The 16,623-nt window shown below is 35.5% G+C and carries 17 protein-coding genes; 9 read left to right on the top strand and 8 right to left on the bottom strand.

The window, feature by feature from the left end; all coding sequences use genetic code 11:
• Window positions 1-28: 28 nt before the first annotated feature.
• Window positions 29-334, top strand: coding sequence for a DUF6787 family protein (locus tag V8G61_RS11535; protein ID WP_394875864.1), 306 nt, complete (start codon window positions 29-31; stop codon window positions 332-334).
• Window positions 335-454: 120 nt separating this feature from the next.
• Here the strand turns inward: V8G61_RS11535 and V8G61_RS11530 are convergent, their stop codons facing one another.
• Genes V8G61_RS11530 through msrA form a run of 3 tightly spaced genes read right to left on the bottom strand, consistent with a single transcriptional unit; the run spans window position 455 to window position 1,895 of the window.
• On the bottom strand, window positions 455-745 hold the full coding sequence (locus V8G61_RS11530) for a hypothetical protein (RefSeq protein WP_394875863.1): 291 nt from the start codon (window positions 743-745) through the stop codon (window positions 455-457).
• Window positions 746-751: 6 nt separating this feature from the next.
• Entirely contained in the window at window positions 752-1,345 is a 594-nt protein-coding gene (gene folE, locus V8G61_RS11525) for a GTP cyclohydrolase I FolE (protein ID WP_394875862.1), read from the bottom strand.
• Window positions 1,346-1,352: 7 nt separating this feature from the next.
• Window positions 1,353-1,895 carry a peptide-methionine (S)-S-oxide reductase MsrA gene (msrA, locus tag V8G61_RS11520; RefSeq protein WP_394875860.1) on the bottom strand — a complete coding sequence of 181 codons (543 nt, stop codon included), beginning with the start codon at window positions 1,893-1,895 and terminating at the stop codon, window positions 1,353-1,355.
• A 154-nt stretch (window positions 1,896-2,049) separates the two neighbouring features.
• On the opposite strand from msrA, the gene V8G61_RS11515 reads away from it, so the two are divergent.
• The 3 genes from V8G61_RS11515 to V8G61_RS11505 all read left to right on the top strand — a co-directional run bounded on the left by V8G61_RS11515 (window position 2,050) and on the right by V8G61_RS11505 (window position 5,338).
• Window positions 2,050-2,727, top strand: coding sequence for an ABC transporter ATP-binding protein (locus tag V8G61_RS11515; RefSeq protein WP_394875858.1), 678 nt, complete (start codon window positions 2,050-2,052; stop codon window positions 2,725-2,727).
• Between the two features lie 325 nt (window positions 2,728-3,052).
• Window positions 3,053-3,817, top strand: a complete 765-nt coding sequence (locus V8G61_RS11510; RefSeq protein ID WP_394875857.1) for a TIGR02757 family protein — start codon at window positions 3,053-3,055, stop codon at window positions 3,815-3,817.
• A gap of 30 nt (window positions 3,818-3,847) precedes the next feature.
• A complete protein-coding gene (locus V8G61_RS11505; RefSeq protein ID WP_394875856.1) occupies window positions 3,848-5,338 on the top strand; it encodes a S10 family peptidase in 1,491 nt (496 codons plus the stop codon).
• Between the two features lie 71 nt (window positions 5,339-5,409).
• On the opposite strand, the gene V8G61_RS11500 is transcribed toward V8G61_RS11505, so the two are convergent.
• The gene (locus V8G61_RS11500; RefSeq protein ID WP_394875855.1) at window positions 5,410-7,302 is read right to left on the bottom strand and encodes a peptidase M61; all 1,893 of its coding nucleotides are present in this window, start codon (window positions 7,300-7,302) and stop codon (window positions 5,410-5,412) included.
• Window positions 7,303-7,406: 104 nt separating this feature from the next.
• On the opposite strand from V8G61_RS11500, the gene V8G61_RS11495 reads away from it, so the two are divergent.
• From V8G61_RS11495 to V8G61_RS11475, 5 genes are read left to right on the top strand one after another with little or no spacing between them, the layout of a single operon-like run.
• A complete protein-coding gene (locus V8G61_RS11495) occupies window positions 7,407-8,414 on the top strand; it encodes a glycosyltransferase family 2 protein (RefSeq protein WP_394875853.1) in 1,008 nt (335 codons plus the stop codon).
• Between the two features lie 60 nt (window positions 8,415-8,474).
• A complete protein-coding gene (locus V8G61_RS11490) occupies window positions 8,475-10,400 on the top strand; it encodes a BatA domain-containing protein (protein WP_394875852.1) in 1,926 nt (641 codons plus the stop codon).
• Window positions 10,397-11,656 carry a dihydroorotase family protein gene (locus V8G61_RS11485; RefSeq protein ID WP_394875850.1) on the top strand — a complete coding sequence of 420 codons (1,260 nt, stop codon included), beginning with the start codon at window positions 10,397-10,399 and terminating at the stop codon, window positions 11,654-11,656. Before V8G61_RS11490 ends, V8G61_RS11485 begins: the two co-directional genes overlap by 4 nt.
• A gap of 1 nt (window position 11,657) precedes the next feature.
• Entirely contained in the window at window positions 11,658-11,996 is a 339-nt protein-coding gene (locus V8G61_RS11480; RefSeq protein WP_394875849.1) for a hypothetical protein, read from the top strand.
• On the top strand, window positions 11,996-12,652 hold the full coding sequence (locus V8G61_RS11475) for an alpha/beta hydrolase (protein ID WP_394875848.1): 657 nt from the start codon (window positions 11,996-11,998) through the stop codon (window positions 12,650-12,652). The genes V8G61_RS11480 and V8G61_RS11475 overlap by 1 nt, the downstream gene beginning before the upstream one ends.
• 69 nt (window positions 12,653-12,721) lie before the next feature.
• On the opposite strand, the gene V8G61_RS11470 is transcribed toward V8G61_RS11475, so the two are convergent.
• The 4 genes from V8G61_RS11470 to V8G61_RS11455 form a co-directional block, all read right to left on the bottom strand.
• Window positions 12,722-13,426 carry a response regulator transcription factor gene (locus V8G61_RS11470; RefSeq protein ID WP_394875847.1) on the bottom strand — a complete coding sequence of 235 codons (705 nt, stop codon included), beginning with the start codon at window positions 13,424-13,426 and terminating at the stop codon, window positions 12,722-12,724.
• A 2-nt stretch (window positions 13,427-13,428) separates the two neighbouring features.
• The gene (locus V8G61_RS11465; RefSeq protein WP_394875845.1) at window positions 13,429-15,003 is read right to left on the bottom strand and encodes a sensor histidine kinase; all 1,575 of its coding nucleotides are present in this window, start codon (window positions 15,001-15,003) and stop codon (window positions 13,429-13,431) included.
• A 77-nt stretch (window positions 15,004-15,080) separates the two neighbouring features.
• Complete coding sequence (coaE, locus tag V8G61_RS11460; RefSeq protein WP_394875843.1) at window positions 15,081-15,665, bottom strand: dephospho-CoA kinase; 585 nt, start codon at window positions 15,663-15,665, stop codon at window positions 15,081-15,083.
• The gene (locus tag V8G61_RS11455; protein ID WP_394875841.1) at window positions 15,662-16,621 is read right to left on the bottom strand and encodes a YbbR-like domain-containing protein; all 960 of its coding nucleotides are present in this window, start codon (window positions 16,619-16,621) and stop codon (window positions 15,662-15,664) included. The genes coaE and V8G61_RS11455 overlap by 4 nt, the downstream gene beginning before the upstream one ends.
• Window positions 16,622-16,623: the final 2 nt, after the last annotated feature.

The raw sequence follows: 16,623 nt of genomic DNA, 5'->3' as shown, positions 1-16,623 counted from the left end.
GTTATTTTTGCAAACAAATTAAGAAGCTTTGGAAAAATTAAAAAGACGCTGGGGGATTACATCAAACTCGCAGATGTTTATGATTATTTTGGTTTTCGCCATTACAGGAAGCACCTCTTCTTATATCGGCAAACCCATCCTTGCAAGCTTAAATATTACGCGCGAAAATCTTGGTAATATAGGGTATTGGGTTTTATACGTGATCATTTTGTTCACAGTCTATCAATTCTTGTTAGTAGGTTTCGGATGGCTTTTTGGACAACATAAATTTTTCTGGAATTTTGAGAAACGTATGCTTAAACGAATTGGTTTAAAACGATTTATTAAAGAGTGAGTCGTAATTAAACAGGGTTTATTTTAATCATTTATAGCGCTTCAAGTCACAGGACATTTAACACTTTGGTACGTAATATTAATATCAGATTTACCCATCAGTTATAAATTAAAAAGCCTTTCATTTTGAAAGGCTTTTTTCTTTTTTCTCCTCAGTAAAAAATTCGGTATAACACCACATAATGGTGAAGGTTGGAATAACATCCACCCCAGGTAAGGCTTCTTCAACAAAAGACACCACACCCGCTACTTTTCCGGCAGTTCCTTTATAGAGTTTGATCATGATCCAGGCCGAAATGGGAGCCCAAACAGCATCGGAAAACTCACCAACACCAGGAATGATAAAAGAAACGTAACCTACAGCATCCAAAAGAATACATAAAACTAATTTTTTGTAGCGGTTGATTTTCATATCAAACTATCTATTCGGCGCTATCAATTTTAAAAACTCATTACGTGTTTCGATTTTTTCAAACTGTCCCCGAAATCCGGAGGTTGTCGTGATCGAGTTTTGTTTTTGAACACCACGCATCATCATACACATATGTGCCGCCTCGATAACAACCGCAACGCCCTGTGGTTTAAGCGTATTATTGATACAATCCAGGATTTGTTCTGTAAGGCGTTCCTGAACCTGTAAACGTCGGGCAAATACATCAACAATCCTAGGTAATTTACTCAATCCCACAATATATCCATTGGGAATATAAGCAATGTGAGCCTTCCCAAAAAAGGGTAAAATATGGTGTTCGCAGAGCGAATAGACTTCGATATCTTTCACAATAACCATTTCATCATAAGATTCTTTGAACATAGCACTTCTCAAAATCTCTTCAGGATCCTGATGATAGCCCTGCGTTAAAAATTGCATAGCTTTAGCGGCCCGCTCGGGAGTTTTAAGTAAGCCTTCTCGATACGGATCTTCACCCAGATCGGAAATTATATTCTTGTAACGATTTTTTACATCGTCGGTTACCTGCATATTGTATTCTTCAAAACTTTTATACGGCATAATAGGTTTATTGTTTTAGTTTTTTGGCGTAATAGGTTTTTAATTTTTTGATTTTCGGGTTGATAATATACTGACAATAGGGTTGTGAGCGATTATTATCGTAGTAATTTTGATGAACGTCTTCGGCTTCATAAAATATATCTAAAGCTACAATTTCCGTAACAATAGGTGCTTCAAAAACCTGTTCTTTATTTAATAATTCAATAAATTTTTCAGCTGCCTCTTTTTGACGATCATCAGAATAAAAAATAGCGGATCGGTATTGTGTACCCACATCATTTCCTTGACGATTCAAGGTCGTTGGGTCATGCGTAGCAAAAAAAATCTCCATTAATTCTGTATAATCAATAATATTTGGATCATATACGATTTGAACGGCTTCGGCATGTCCGGTTCTCCCCGTACATATTTCTCGGTAACTAGGGTTTTTAATTTGTCCACCTGTATAGCCGGAAACTACTTTTTGAACACCTTCTAATCGCTCGAATACAGCCTCAGTACACCAAAAACAGCCGCCAGCAAAGGTGGCAACATCCCAGGATTTAGTCATAAAAAATTCAATTTATCTATTAGTAGTGTATCTTAACAATACCTTACCTAATTCGACCTTAAAGATAACCTTTAAACAAGTTCTCGACAATAAAAACAAATCTTAATTGCCCATAAAGTTCTAAAGTATTAAATTCACGCTTTATTAAAATCCTATGATTCAAGCGAAGGACATTCACAAACATTACGGTGATTTAGAAGTTTTAAAAGGCGTTGACATCAACGTAAAAAAGGGAGAAATAGTATCTATCGTAGGAGCTTCAGGAGCCGGTAAAACAACCCTGCTTCAAATATTAGGCACCCTAGACAAAGCTTCACATTCAAAGGATTTTCAGCTAAAAATTAATGATACCGATATTCAAACACTTGGTGATAAAGCTTTGGCTAATTTTAGAAATCAACATATCGGTTTTATTTTTCAGTTTCACCAATTACTTCCAGAATTCACAGCTTTAGAAAATGTGTGTTTACCGGCATATATTAAGGGTACTAAAAAATCTGATGCTGAAAAAAGAGCAAAAGAACTACTAGATTTTTTAGGTCTTTCAGCACGTTACGAGCATAAACCAAATGCTTTATCCGGTGGCGAACAACAACGTGTTGCCGTGGCACGAGCCCTTATTAATAATCCCGATTTTATTTTTGCCGATGAACCTTCTGGGAACCTCGATAGTGAATCTGCTGAAAATTTGCATCATTTATTCTTCAAGCTTCGTGATGAATTTGGTCAGACCTTCGTGATCGTTACACATAATGAAGATTTAGCAAATATGGCCGATCGGAAGCTTACCATGGTTGATGGCAAAATTGTAACCAAAGAACTTATTGAATAACCAGCGTTTGCATGGTTTAGTTAGAAATAATATTTCTGTATTTAGAGTGTTAAAGTATGACGGTTTATTTTAGGCGTTTCCCTCTAGAACTCCATTTTTAAAATATGAATCTTAGCGCCCTTACGGTACTCAAGCACCAAAAACTCTTGAAAAGATCATTATTAATATCTTCATATAACCCCCTAAAAATAGCAGTTTATTAATAGTTAAAATCTAGAGAAAAGCAATTCTGCACTTATCTCTAACTATTAAATTTATCGAATTCTTAACACATGTAACTTTATAAAAATTAGACAAAACCCTTATTTTTACAAAAAAAGACGCATTGAAAAAAGAAGCGCTAAAAGACTTTCTTGAAGCCAAGGTTCTGCAGTACAATAACAGGACATTTATTGATAGTGACCCTATAAAAGTTCCTCACCGTTACTCTTCAAAAGAAGATATAGAAATAGCGGCGTTTTTTACCGCAACAATTGCTTGGGGAAACCGGAAAAGTATCATTAACAATGCTCAAAGACTTATGCAGCTTTTTGATGATGCACCATATGATTTTATAATGAATCATCACGAATCAGATGTAGAGCGTTTACTACCCTTCGTGCATCGCACGTTTAATGGTTACGATTGCATTCAATTTGTGAAATCGTTACAACACCTCTATCTAAATCACGGTGGTCTGGAGTCTATTTTTTCAAAATATGGAACAACAAAAAACTTACAGCCAGCCATTTCAGAGTTTAAATCTCATTTTTTTGAAATAGAACACTTGGAGCGCAGTAAAAAACACATAAGCGATCCTACAAAAAATTCGGCTGCAAAAAGAATCAATATGTTCTTGAGGTGGATGGTAAGAAATGATAATACCGGAGTTGATTTTGGAATTTGGGATTCCATTTCAATGGCCTCCCTCTCTTGTCCGCTCGATGTCCATTCCGGTAATGTAGCTCGAAAATTAGGCCTACTAAAGCGAAAACAAAATGATGCGAAAGCTTTAAAGGAACTCGATAAAAATTTACGAAAACTTGATCCTTCGGATCCCGTTAAGTACGACTATGCCCTATTTGGTCTTGGAGTATTTGAAGGTTTTTAAATCAGAATAAATGTAATTATAAACCCTAAAATGAATAATATGCGACTAATTCTAATTTTTTTGTTCACGAGCCTTGTGAGCTATTCTCAATCCAGAAAAATTCCGATAGACACGATGGTGGTGACCAACCACACAGGAATGATTAACGGGCAAAATTTGTCTTACACGGCCACTGCCGGAACCCAACCGGTCTGGGACAAGGACGGTAATCCAATAGCGACATTATTTTACACTTATTATGAACGTAATAATGTTAAGAATCGCGCCACGCGTCCATTGGTCGTATCCTTTAATGGTGGGCCCGGATCCGCTTCTGTTTGGATGCACATTGGATATACAGGTCCAAAAGTTTTGAATATTGATGAAGACGGATATCCAGTACAACCGTATGGCCTAAGGGATAACCCAAATTCTATTTTGGATGTGGCTGATATCGTTTATGTAAACCCAGTAAATACCGGATTTTCCAGAATGATTCCCGATAAAGACGGAAAACTTCCTGACCGGGATACTTTTTTTGGAATTAATGCCGATATAAAATACTTGGCAGAATGGATCAATACTTTTGTGACTCGAAAACAACGTTGGGAATCACCGAAATACATTATTGGCGAGAGTTATGGTGGTACACGCGTGATGGGGCTGGCCAAAGCGCTTCAAAGCAACCAATGGATGTATTTGAATGGCGTTATCATGGTATCTCCTGCCGATTATAAATTATTGAGGACAGGTCAGCCAATATATTCGGCTATTAACCTACCCTATTTTACCGCAGCCGCTTGGTACCATAAGATGCTTCCTGCTGAACTTCAGCAAAAGGACCTAACCGATATTTTACCGCAAGCAGAAGAATTTGCTATAAATACTTTGATGCCTGCATTAGCAAAGGGTGGTATGATTTCAGAAACAGAAAAAAATGATGTAGCTGAAAAAATGGCTTACTATTCCGGCTTGGACAAAGAGGGCATTTTACAAAATAATTTGGATGTCCCCACCAGTTTCTTCTGGAAAGATCTTTTGCGTGATTCTAAAGGTATGACCATTGGGCGATTAGACTCCAGGTACTTGGGGGTTGATAAACGTGACACCGGTACTAGTCCGGATTATAGTCCAGAACTAACAACTTGGAACCATGCGTTTACGCCAGCTATTAATTATTATGTACGAAGTTTTTTAAACTTTAAAACCGATGTGAAATATAATATGTTTGGTAGTGTAAATCCTTGGGACCGACGCAACGATAATGTTCGTGATGAACTAAGGCAAGCCATGGCCCAAAACCCTTACTTAAACGTCTTGATTCAATCTGGATACTATGATGGTGCTACGACCTATTTTGCTGCAAAATACACCATGGGCCAGATAGACCCTAGCGGTAAATTAAAAGACCGCTTTACATTCAAAGGGTATCGTTCCGGACATATGTTTTATATTAGAAAGGATGATCTGGAAAAATCCACTAACGATCTGAGAGCTTTTATAAAATCTACTATGAATCCGGAAAAATCGGCCAAGTATTAAACTTATAAATTCAGAAAAAAAAGGCGGAAATCATATTGATTTCCGCCTTTTTATATTTTTAGAAAATAATTTTAGCCCTTTAACCAAGCTTCACGGATCTTACTTTGGCGAGGTGTAACTTCCTCCATATCCACAATACCCGTACCGTTTGTATAGGACTTGGTAACCGTAGTTTTTATCTCTACAGGTTTTCCATCGCGTTCCAAACTCACCTCAACCTCTTGTCCCGGAGTCCAGGCCACGACACTATTTAAAATATCATTTGCATTTTGCATGGTCATTTCTTTTCCATTAATACGCTTTATAACATCATTAGCCTCTGCTCCGGCATCATGCCAAAAACTATTATCGTTTACAGCCTCAGTAAAAAAGATGTCACCAGTTTGCGCATTTCCGGCCAAAATTAATTCCGACCCATTTTGTACATATCCCGTTTCTACTTTGCCTTCTCCGATTTTTAATCCAACCCTAGACAAATAGTTATTATAATTTATAGGAACATCTCCTATTACGTGATCATAAAAGAAAGGTTTTAAAGCTGGATAAGTCATCGAAATTATTTCATCGATAATTTTTTCATCATTGAAAGGTTTGTCCTTTCCATATTTTTCTGAAAGTTGCTTCATCAATGATAAAATACCACGTTGTCCGTCACTTTCATTCCGCATAATAATATCGATACACATGCCAATTAAGGCCCCTTTCTGGTAGACATTCAAGTACTGATCTTTATACGGCGCTTTTAAAACATTCTCGCTCATAATAGTAAAACTCATTGCATCATCCAACTGTTTAGAATAACTAATTTTATCCATTATTTTTTTATAGAAAGAAGACGCATCGATAAGGCCTTGATTTACCTGAAAAAGATTTGCAAAATATTCCGTCACGCCCTCATACATCCATAAATGTTTGGAAAAAGTAGGGTTGTTATAATTAAAATATTGAATATCCTCTGAGTGTACCGAAAGTGGCGTTACAATATGAAAAAACTCATGAGATACTACATCTATCATACTACTGGACAGGCCCTCATTCGAGTATTCATCGGGAAATACCACAACAGTAGAGGTATGATGCTCTAAAGCGCCATAGCCTTTGGCATAACCATCGGTTCCTTTCGATAGGTATAAAAAGATATGATATTCCTGAGTCGAGTTAATAGGACCTAAAAAGGCTTTTTGGGCCTGCATCATCTTATAAACAGTATTTTTTAAAGAAGCTGCCGAATGATTTTTGGAGGGAGAATAAACGCCCAACACAATTTTTATATTACCTACCATAAATTCTTCCACATCATGTTTGCCGAACATCATTGGGTTGTCAGTTACATCAAAATACCTGTTGGCCAGATAGGTGGTTGTAATTGATTTTCCATCAGCACTTGGTTTTTCAGAGCTTTTAGGAAGTGCAGAAGTTCTTTCAAAATCAGATGGCACTGTAATATCGATCTTATATGGATGGTTTTGTAAGGACTCAAAGTAACCTACAAACCCGTGTAAATTAAGGATATATGCGTCTGATTCAATATTTGTTCCGCTAGGCGAAAAAGGAACTTCATAACCAATGCCTCCGACCTCTTCCTGGTCGTAGGTGTCATTTACCCAATAACTTAACTTATCTAAATTCTTAGCGTTTGAAATGGTCCAGGTGTTATCATCTAGGCGATCCACAGGTATTTCGTTTCCTGAATAATCAAGCGCTTTAAAATCGTCGATATACTTACCAAAATTACTTATGGAATATGTACCCTGAACAACCTTAGGTAAACGAAAAGTTACCGTATTCGCAGTGAAACGTCCCGGATCTACGGTCACTGGTACTTTGTCGTTAGAGACTTGAGTTATATTAATAGAAGTTTCGATAGGAATTACATTTGCAAGATCGTTACTCACTGACTTCGTTGAGTTACAACTTACCACCAACAATCCTGCGAATAAAATAGCGAGCGCTTTGGTTTTCATGAAAAAAGTTTAAAATTATAATGTTTTATGACCTGCAAAATACTATTATGTTACAAAGCTTATTCTTAAGGTTTTGTTAAATTGATGATTTCGTATATTCGCAAATGCGGCATCCAGTAGTAAGTATATTGACTCCTTTTAAGAATACTTCTTCTTTTTTAGAAGCCTGCTTGGAGTCTATTCTAAATCAGACTTATAGCCATTGGGAATTGCTTATTGTGGATGACCATTCTTCAGACGATAGTTATGCCATTGTTGAAAAATTTGCTAAAACAGACTCTCGAATACGCCTTTTTAAAAATTCAGGTGAAGGGATCATAGAGGCCCTTCGATTAGCCTTTAAAAATAGTAAAGGTAAATTTATTACCCGCATGGATAGCGATGATATCATGACGCCAGATAAACTGGAAATATTGGTGCAAAATTTACAGAAATATGGGCGAAAACATATTGCGGTTGGACAGGTGAAATATTTTGCCGAGCACGGTGTAAATCCTGGTTATAAGCGTTATGAAAATTGGTTAAACCGCTTAACCCAAAGTGGTGCGAATTTTACTGAAATTTACAAAGAGTGCGTCATTCCTTCTCCCAATTGGATGGCCTACAAGGATGACCTATTACAGGTAGGCGCCTTTGATCATGATGATTATCCTGAAGATTATGATCTCACATTTCGTTTCTATCAGGCCGGGTTCAAATGCATCCCTTGCGATAACGTTTTACATTTTTGGCGCGACTACAGCACAAGAACTTCGAGAACTCATATACACTACGCGCAAAATTATTTTTTAGCCATTAAAATGAAGTATTTTTTGGCTGTCGATCACAATCCCAAAAAACAATTAGTAATCTGGGGTGCCGGTTATAAAGGAAAAGAAATTGCCAAATATTTGATAAAAAGGAAGGTTCCTTTTGACTGGGTCTGCGACAACCCAAAAAAAATTGGAAAAACTATTTATGGGCAAACCATGAAATCTTTCCAGATGCTTCAAAGTATAAAAAACCCACAGAGTATTATTACCGTCGCAAATTCCAGTGCACAAAAGCAAATCAGGAATTATTTAGATACTTTAGAATTAAAATCCATAAAGGACTATATTTTCGTGTGTTAATTTGACGATTACGAAATAAAATTCATTTTCATTTTCTATATTTGACAAATCTAAAAAGAGATGCAGTTTAAACACCCCGAACTTCTTTACGCCTTATTTTTACTGCTCATCCCAATCATTATTCATTTATTTCAGCTTCGAAGATTTAAAAAAGAACGCTTTACGAATGTGGCTATATTAAAAAAAGCCATCATGCAAACCAGAAAAAGTTCGCAATTAAAAAAATGGTTAATCCTTGCCACAAGATTACTAGCTTTAACCGGTCTTATTTTTGCATTTGCACAACCCTTTACTAGTCCAAAGCACAACGCAAATATAAAAACAGAAACTGTTATCTATTTAGATAATTCATTCAGTATGCAGGCCAACGGCAACAGAGGCCCACTACTAAAACGTGCTGTTCAAGATTTAGTGAGTACCGTACCTGAAGATGTTTCTTTTTCATTAATTACCAATAATGAAATTTTCAGAAATACCTCAATAAATGCGATTAAGAATGACCTCTTAGAAATAGACCATACGGCTTCAATACTTTCGCCTGAAGCAGCATTGCTAAAAGCCAAAGCGTTATTTAGTAAGAACAGTAGTAGTCTAAAGAATATTATTTTTATTTCAGATTTTCAAGATGATGGAAATGCTTCAAACTTCAAACACGATAACAATATAACACTGTTTTTGATTCCGCTTAAAGCGGAAAATATTAGAAATATAGCTATCGATACTGCGTTTATTTCAAATGAAAACTTTGAAAATTTGAATCTACATGTTCGATTAAGTGACAATGGAAATACCACCGAGGCCGTTCCACTTTCATTATTCGACAATGAAAAACTTATAGCCAAAACGGCTGTTAACCTTAATGAAACCTCTGAGGCCGTTTTTACAATTCCAGCGAATAAACCGATTCAGGGAATATTAACCGTAAATGATAACAGTTTACAATTTGATAATACTCTGTTCTTTAATATCAATGAACCCATAAAAACCAGTGTATTAGCTATTAGCAATGATAATGACGACTATTTAAGACGTATTTACACCGATGATGAATTTAACCTCATTACAACCTCCGAATCCCAATTAGATTATAGCCTTATAAGTTCTCAGAATCTGATTGTGTTAAATGAGTTAGAAAGCATTCCAGTTACATTAGCTTCGGCACTTAGGACTTTTTTAACTGAAGGTGGTGCCGTAACTATTATACCTTCTATAAATTCCGAAATAACAAGTTATAATGCTTTTTTGAATGCTTTTGATTTAAACCTTAAACAATTCAATGATACTGAAAAACGCATTACTTCTATCAACTATAATCATCCTCTTTATAACCGGGGAGTTTTTGAAAAGGAAGTACGTAATTTTCAGTACCCAAAAGTAAATGGATTTTTTGAGCTTTTGAATTCGCGGGGTGCTACGGCTTTAGAATATGAGGACGGGAAACCCTTTTTGATCAACAAAGATAAACTATCATTATTTACCGCTTCATTAGAAAACATGAACTCCAATTTTAAAAGTTCACCACTCATAGTTCCTACCTTTTACAATATGGCAAAATATGGTTTGAAAATACCTAGTTTGTATATGCTTATTGGGCAAAATAATAGTTTTGATGTCACTGTGAATTTAGGTCAGGATGCGATCCTTAAACTTGAAAATGATCAACATTCCGTAATACCTCAACAACAATATTATAATACCAAAGTACGTATTAACACTAATGACATTCCTGATTTTGCGGGAATTTATGCGGTAAAAAACAGGACCGAAATTTTGAAACATGTCAGCTTCAATTATAGCAGAAACGAAAGCTCAATGCGTTATCAAGACCTTTCAAACCTAAAAGATATCAACTTAAGTAACACCATTGAAAAAGCCTTCGATAATATAAAAAGTGAAACAAAAATGAATGCCTTGTGGAAATGGTTTGTTATTTTTGCAGCAGCACTTTTGATTATTGAAATGGCAATCTTAAAATATTTTAAATGAATATACTTCTAAAAGCCGCCACTATTATAGATCCGGAAAGTGAATTTCACAATTCAACCCAAGATATTTTAATTGAAAATGGCATCATTAAAAAGATTGCACCCTCTATCAAAAACCCTGAAAATATTCAAGAAATAAAACGCGAAAACTTACATATATCGCAGGGTTGGTTTGATAGTAGCGTAAGTTTTGGAGAGCCCGGTTTTGAAGAACGTGAAACCATTTTAAATGGTTTAAAAACGGCTGCAAGATCTGGTTTTACAAGCGTAGGTTTAAACCCGAATACTCACCCGATAATGGATTCTAGTTCTGATATTAGCTTTGTAAGTTCCAAAGCCTCCCATAATCCTGTGAGTTTGTTGCCCATAGGAGCACTTACCACTAAAAGTGAAGGTGTAGATCTTGCAGAACTTTTTGATATGCATAGTGCGGGCGCTGTAGCTTTCTATGATTATAAAAAAGCAGTAAGGAACCCGAACCTATTAAAAATTGCGCTTCAATATGCCAGTAATTTTGATGGTTTGGTTTTTTCCTTTCCTCAGGAAGATAAAATAGCGGGACAGGGTGTTATGAATGAAAATGAAACCAGTACTCGATTGGGTTTAAAAGGTATTCCGGCTCTTGCCGAAGCTCTGCATGTAACTCGAGACCTGTTTATTCTTGAATATACCGGAGGAAAGCTTCATATTCCTACAATTTCAACAATGGCTTCTTTGGAATTAATACGGGAGGCTAAAAAGAAAAAATTAGATGTTACCTGTAGTGTTGCTGTTCATAACTTATATTTTACAGATAAGGCATTAACAGAATATAATACCAATTTTAAGGTTCTTCCGCCATTACGAACTAAAACGGATACAGACGCTTTAATTGAAGGATTAAAAGATGGCACGATCGATATGGTAACCTGTGATCATAATCCTATTGATATCGAATTGAAGAAAATTGAATTCGACCACGCCGCCTTTGGAACCATTGGCCTCGAAAGTTCTTTTGGAGCGCTTCAAAAACTTTTTACTCTAAAAAAGACCATACAATTACTAACACAAGGCAGGGAAAGGTTTGGAATAATAAAGGCACCTATTAATGAAGGAAATGAAGCTGATATCACGCTATTCAACCCGGATGGTAAAGAGACATTTTCAAAAGAAAACATCGTTTCAAAATCAAAGAATGCGATTTTTGAAAATGAGGTTCTCAAAGGAGCCGTTTACGGCATTATATCAAAAAATCGGCTAGCTTTAAACGCAATTTAAGATGACAACTAAAGATATAGAAAAAGGGAAAACTTATGCTGTAGTAAGCTATTTAACTATAATCGGAGTTATAGTAGCCTATTTTATGAATAATGAGCCTCAGAATAAAAGTGCCTTCACCAGCTTCCATGTCAGACAGTCTCTGGGTCTTTGGCTTACCTTTTATGCTTTAGGCTATATTATTGGAGTTTTTGACAGTTGGTATGTTACTTCCGGTTTTTATTTGTTTTTTGCAGTATTGTTTATCTATGGTTTTGGAAGTGCTTTAGCTAAAAAAGCACATCCGGTGCCCTTACTTGGACCGCTGTATCAAAAATTATTTGCAAACCTAGGTAAATAATGATGTCAGACAATTTATCACTTTACCATATTACCAGACCGTCATCTTTAGAAAAAAATGCACCGTTGCTCATCATGTTTCACGGTTATGGTAGCGACGAGAACGATCTCTTTTCATTTGCGAACGAATTACCAGAATCCCTGTTCATTATTTCAGTTCGCGCACCGTATCCCATGCAACCTTTTGGAAATGCTTGGTATGCCATTAATTTCGATGCAGAGCGGGGAAAATGGAGTAATAATGAACAGGCAAGAGAATCTCGTGATCTTATCAATGTTTTTATAGATGAAGTTATTGATGCCTATCCGGTAGATAAAAATAACATAACTCTTTTAGGTTTTAGCCAGGGAACTATTTTGAGTTATGCCGTAGCCCTAACCTATCCGGAGAAGATAAAAAATATTATTGCCTTAAGCGGTTATATTAATCAGGAAATAATACCAAAGTCTTTAAATTCTGAAGACTACAGTCATTTGGATTTTTACTGTTCACACGGAAGTTCTGATCAGGTAATCTTGGTTGAATGGGCACGACAAACACCAATGTTTTTAGAAAGTTTAAATATTAAAAACGTTTATAAAGAATACCCTGTTGGTCATGGGGTTGCACCACAAAATTTTTACGATTTTAAGGCTTGGTTAGTGCAACGGATCTAATAAACAGAATAAAAAAACCGAGGTGTTACAATGTAAAGCCCCGGGTTTTTATTTATTCTGTATTTCTTCTTAGTCATTTACCACGAGTCGGAATCCTTCACCATGAATATTAAGAATCTCTACCTTATCATCCGGTTTTAAATACTTACGTAGTTTCGCAATGTATACATCCATACTTCGCGACGTAAAATAATTATCATCGCGCCAAATTTTAGTTAAAGCCAACTCTCGCGGCATTAAATCATTTTCATGAAGGGCTAATAAACGTAATAATTCATTTTCTTTCGGCGAAAGTTTTACAGGATCACCGCCATTAAAACTGAGAAAACGTAATTTCGAATTAAGTTCGAAATTTCCAATTTTAAACTGAAATTGTTTACTATCCGAAATAGATTCGGTAGCCTTACGTTGCATGATAGCTTTAATTTTCATTAGTAGAACTTCACTATCAAAAGGCTTATTCAAATAGTCATCTGCACCTACTTTATAACCTTTAAGTACATCTTCCTTCATGGTTTTAGCCGTTAAGAACACAATAGGAACGTCGTTGTTTTTCTCTCTAATCTCCTTGGCCAGTGTGAAACCATCCTTATAAGGCATCATCACGTCCAGGATACACAGATCAAAATCATCTTTTTTGAATTTCTCGAAACCTTCCATACCATTTTTTGCATGCGTGACATCATAGTCATTCATGATCAAATAGTCCTTGAGGACGGTTCCAAAATTCGGGTCATCTTCTACTAGTAAAATTCTTTTTTTGTGCTCTTCCATAATTATGATATTAGCGGAAGCCTGATTGTAAAAGTACTTCCTTTGTCTTTTTCACTTTCAACAGATACATAACCCTGATGGTCATCAACAATACGTTTCACGTAAGCTAAACCTAGCCCATGACCTTTAACGTTATGTATGTTTCCGGTATGTTCTCTATAAAACTTTTCGAACACCCGTTTGGCAGCAGCTTTACTCATACCACTTCCCTGGTCTTTAATTTTTAATAAAATATTAGTTCCAATGTTTTCTGTATAAACATCAATTTTAGGTGCCTCAGGTGAGTATTTTATGGCATTATCCAAAATGTTTACGATAACATTAGTAAAGTGTGTTTCGTTGGCTAAAACAGTACTTTGTTCCGCTTCCAAATGCGTTTTAACATAGCCTTTTCGGTCTTCAACGATCAACTCTACATGGGTTATGGCATCGTAAATTAAGTCGTGTAACTCCACCCTATCCTTACTAATATTTAGTTCGTTCTTTTCTAGTTTAGATATCCTTAATACGTTTTCAACTTGCGCGTGCATCCGCTTATTTTCCTCTTTTATCATTCTAAGGTAACGCATTACCTTTTCCTGATCACCAATTATCTTTGGATTCCGAATAGAATCTAAAGCCAGATTAATAGTTGCAATAGGTGTTTTAAATTCATGTGTCATATTATTAATGAAGTCAGATTTAATTTCAGAAATCTTACGTTGTTTCATTAACTGATAAAGCGCACTTGAGTATGCAATAATGATAATGGATGTGAAAATTACGGACATCAATATCATTCCTATAATACTCGACAGTATAAATTTACTATCATCAGGGAAATTTACCAAAAGTTTGTAAGGACTTCCATCATTTTGATTCTGAAAGATGGGAACAGAAAAGGTTGAGGCCTTTTCATATTCAAAGTCCTCGCTTTGAACTTTAGTAGCTAAATCGTTTCCATAAATAGCAAACTGAAAGTCGATATCTATGTCTAGATCATGAAGCTTTTTTTTAAGTAAATCCTTAATTTCCTTTTCAGAAACCCGCTTTCTAATGGGCTGCCTGGGCGCCAGATCTTTGTAAACATCTTCAAATAAGATTTCGTCAGTACTAGAAATCTTATCGAGAATCAGCAATTTTTGCTGCATACTTAAATCAGCATCATTCGTGTTGTTGCCAATATCCTTATACACTTTAGTTTCCCGATCGTTGTAAATACGTTTTACGCTTAAGGTATCTAAACCAATGTCAAAGAGCGGTGAGCTAAACTTATAGTTTTCCTCCAAATTACCTAAACGATATACAACCGTTTCCTTAGAGTCTCTATTTTCCTGAACAACATATAAATTACGAATTGAAGCTGTATCTACGACAGCATCATTCGAAATGAGATCCTGCAATTTATACACATACTCCGAATATTCACGCTTTTGAATGGTATTCGAAACATAATACAAGGCTGTTTTTACGTTGTCCTTGAAACGGTCTTTTTCATTCTTGACCGAACCGTTAATATAATAAGCCTGAATAGAAATTATTCCTATTAAAGACAAACTCATTAAAACAATCAGTAAGAAAAATTTCCGTTTGCTCATTGCTCAAAATTAACATTTTAACATTTATAAATTTAGCTTTTAACCTTACCTTAACAAATGCTTTCGAGGATGTGGTGCTAAATTTTCTGTAGAATTTGTTGATGAACGTCAAAAACTTGAGATCTAGTATCCTCTAGATTGATATTTTTTATGGTGAAATCTGTGAGATTCAATCGTTTATCATCTGTCCATTGATTATTCATGATAGCCTCGATTTTCTCTTCAGTAGTGTTATCACGCTGCATTAATCGATCCGTTTTTACCGATTTTGGAGCTGTGACAGTTATTACAAAATCACATTGTTTATAGCCCCCCGTTTCAAATAATATAGCCACTTCTTTAATAACATAGGGAGCATTTTGTTTATTTACCCATTTTTCAAAATGTCTGGTAACTTTGGGATGAACTATGGCATTCATTTTTTCCAAAAGTGATTTGTCGCTAAAAATACGTTCAGCTATAAAAGGTTTGTTTAGTTCATTATTTATGTATGCTTCAGTTCCAAATAAGGCCTTCAGTTTTCTTTGAATGATCTTTGAGTTTCGCATAAGCTTTTTAGCTTCTTTATCTGCAATATAGATCGGAATACCCAACTTCTTGAACATTTTAGCTACGGTAGTTTTACCGCTTCCAATTCCCCCTGTAAGTCCAACTATTATCATTCGGTAACAATAAATTCAATTCGACTCTGGTTAATTTTAGCATTTTTAACCAGTTCACTGGTAGTTACTAATTCTGGAATTAACACGGATTGATTTTTAGCAACCTTATTAAAATCACACTCTATCCTAAAATCCTGTGCCTTAACATTATTGAACTCGGTTAAACTCACATAATAGGATACTACAACCACTTTAGGGAAATATTTAATATCCAAAGAGTCTGGAACATTCACCAGATTCACTGGCACTTTTACAGTTCCTTCGGTAAATTTCCCAACCGTAGCCTGAACCTTAACGGCACGATGTGAAAATTTCAAATTATCATCGTTTGGTAATTCTAATCCCACTTTCTGGTCAATATCAGTTTTAACATCCTTCAAAGAAAAATCATTTGTGGGGATCTGGTAAATGGAATCTACTAAAGCTTTAGGCCCTACAATGGTTATCGAATCAGGGTTGGAAACCAAAGGACTCTCTAAATCAAACCCAAGACTAAATTTAAGATCTGAATTAACACTAATCGGAACCTTCTTAACCTCATTCACATCAAACTTGAAATACAATGTGTCCGGAGACATCTCCAACAACTGAACCTGACTATCAAACTGTGTGTTTTTCAAATAAGAGAGAGATCTGGTCCAAATGAATGATGAATCTTTTTTAAGAACATCTTTGCTAAAATCGATCTTAATACTTGGTTCATTCAAATAATATTTAAGCCATTTAAAACCATGGGTCTTTAAGGTTAAACTCAAAACCCGTGTGCTATCATTCAAAATTACATTTTCTGGAGGCACGTTTAATCTTTCAATACCAAAAACCAGAGTATTGGTATGTTGCTTTGAGAGTTTACTTAAAAGCAAAATCACAAATGCAGAGATCAAAAATAAAATGAAAACATTAATTTTTTTACTCTTTAAAGAAGCCCTCAATTTTGATTTAATTCTTCCTGGCATAA

Source organism: Gaetbulibacter sp. M240 (assembly GCF_043876815.1).
Taxonomy (GTDB): Bacteria; Bacteroidota; Bacteroidia; order Flavobacteriales; family Flavobacteriaceae; genus Gaetbulibacter_A.
The sequence above is the reverse complement of the archived record's forward strand: the minus strand, read 5'-3'. Positions and strand labels throughout refer to the sequence as shown.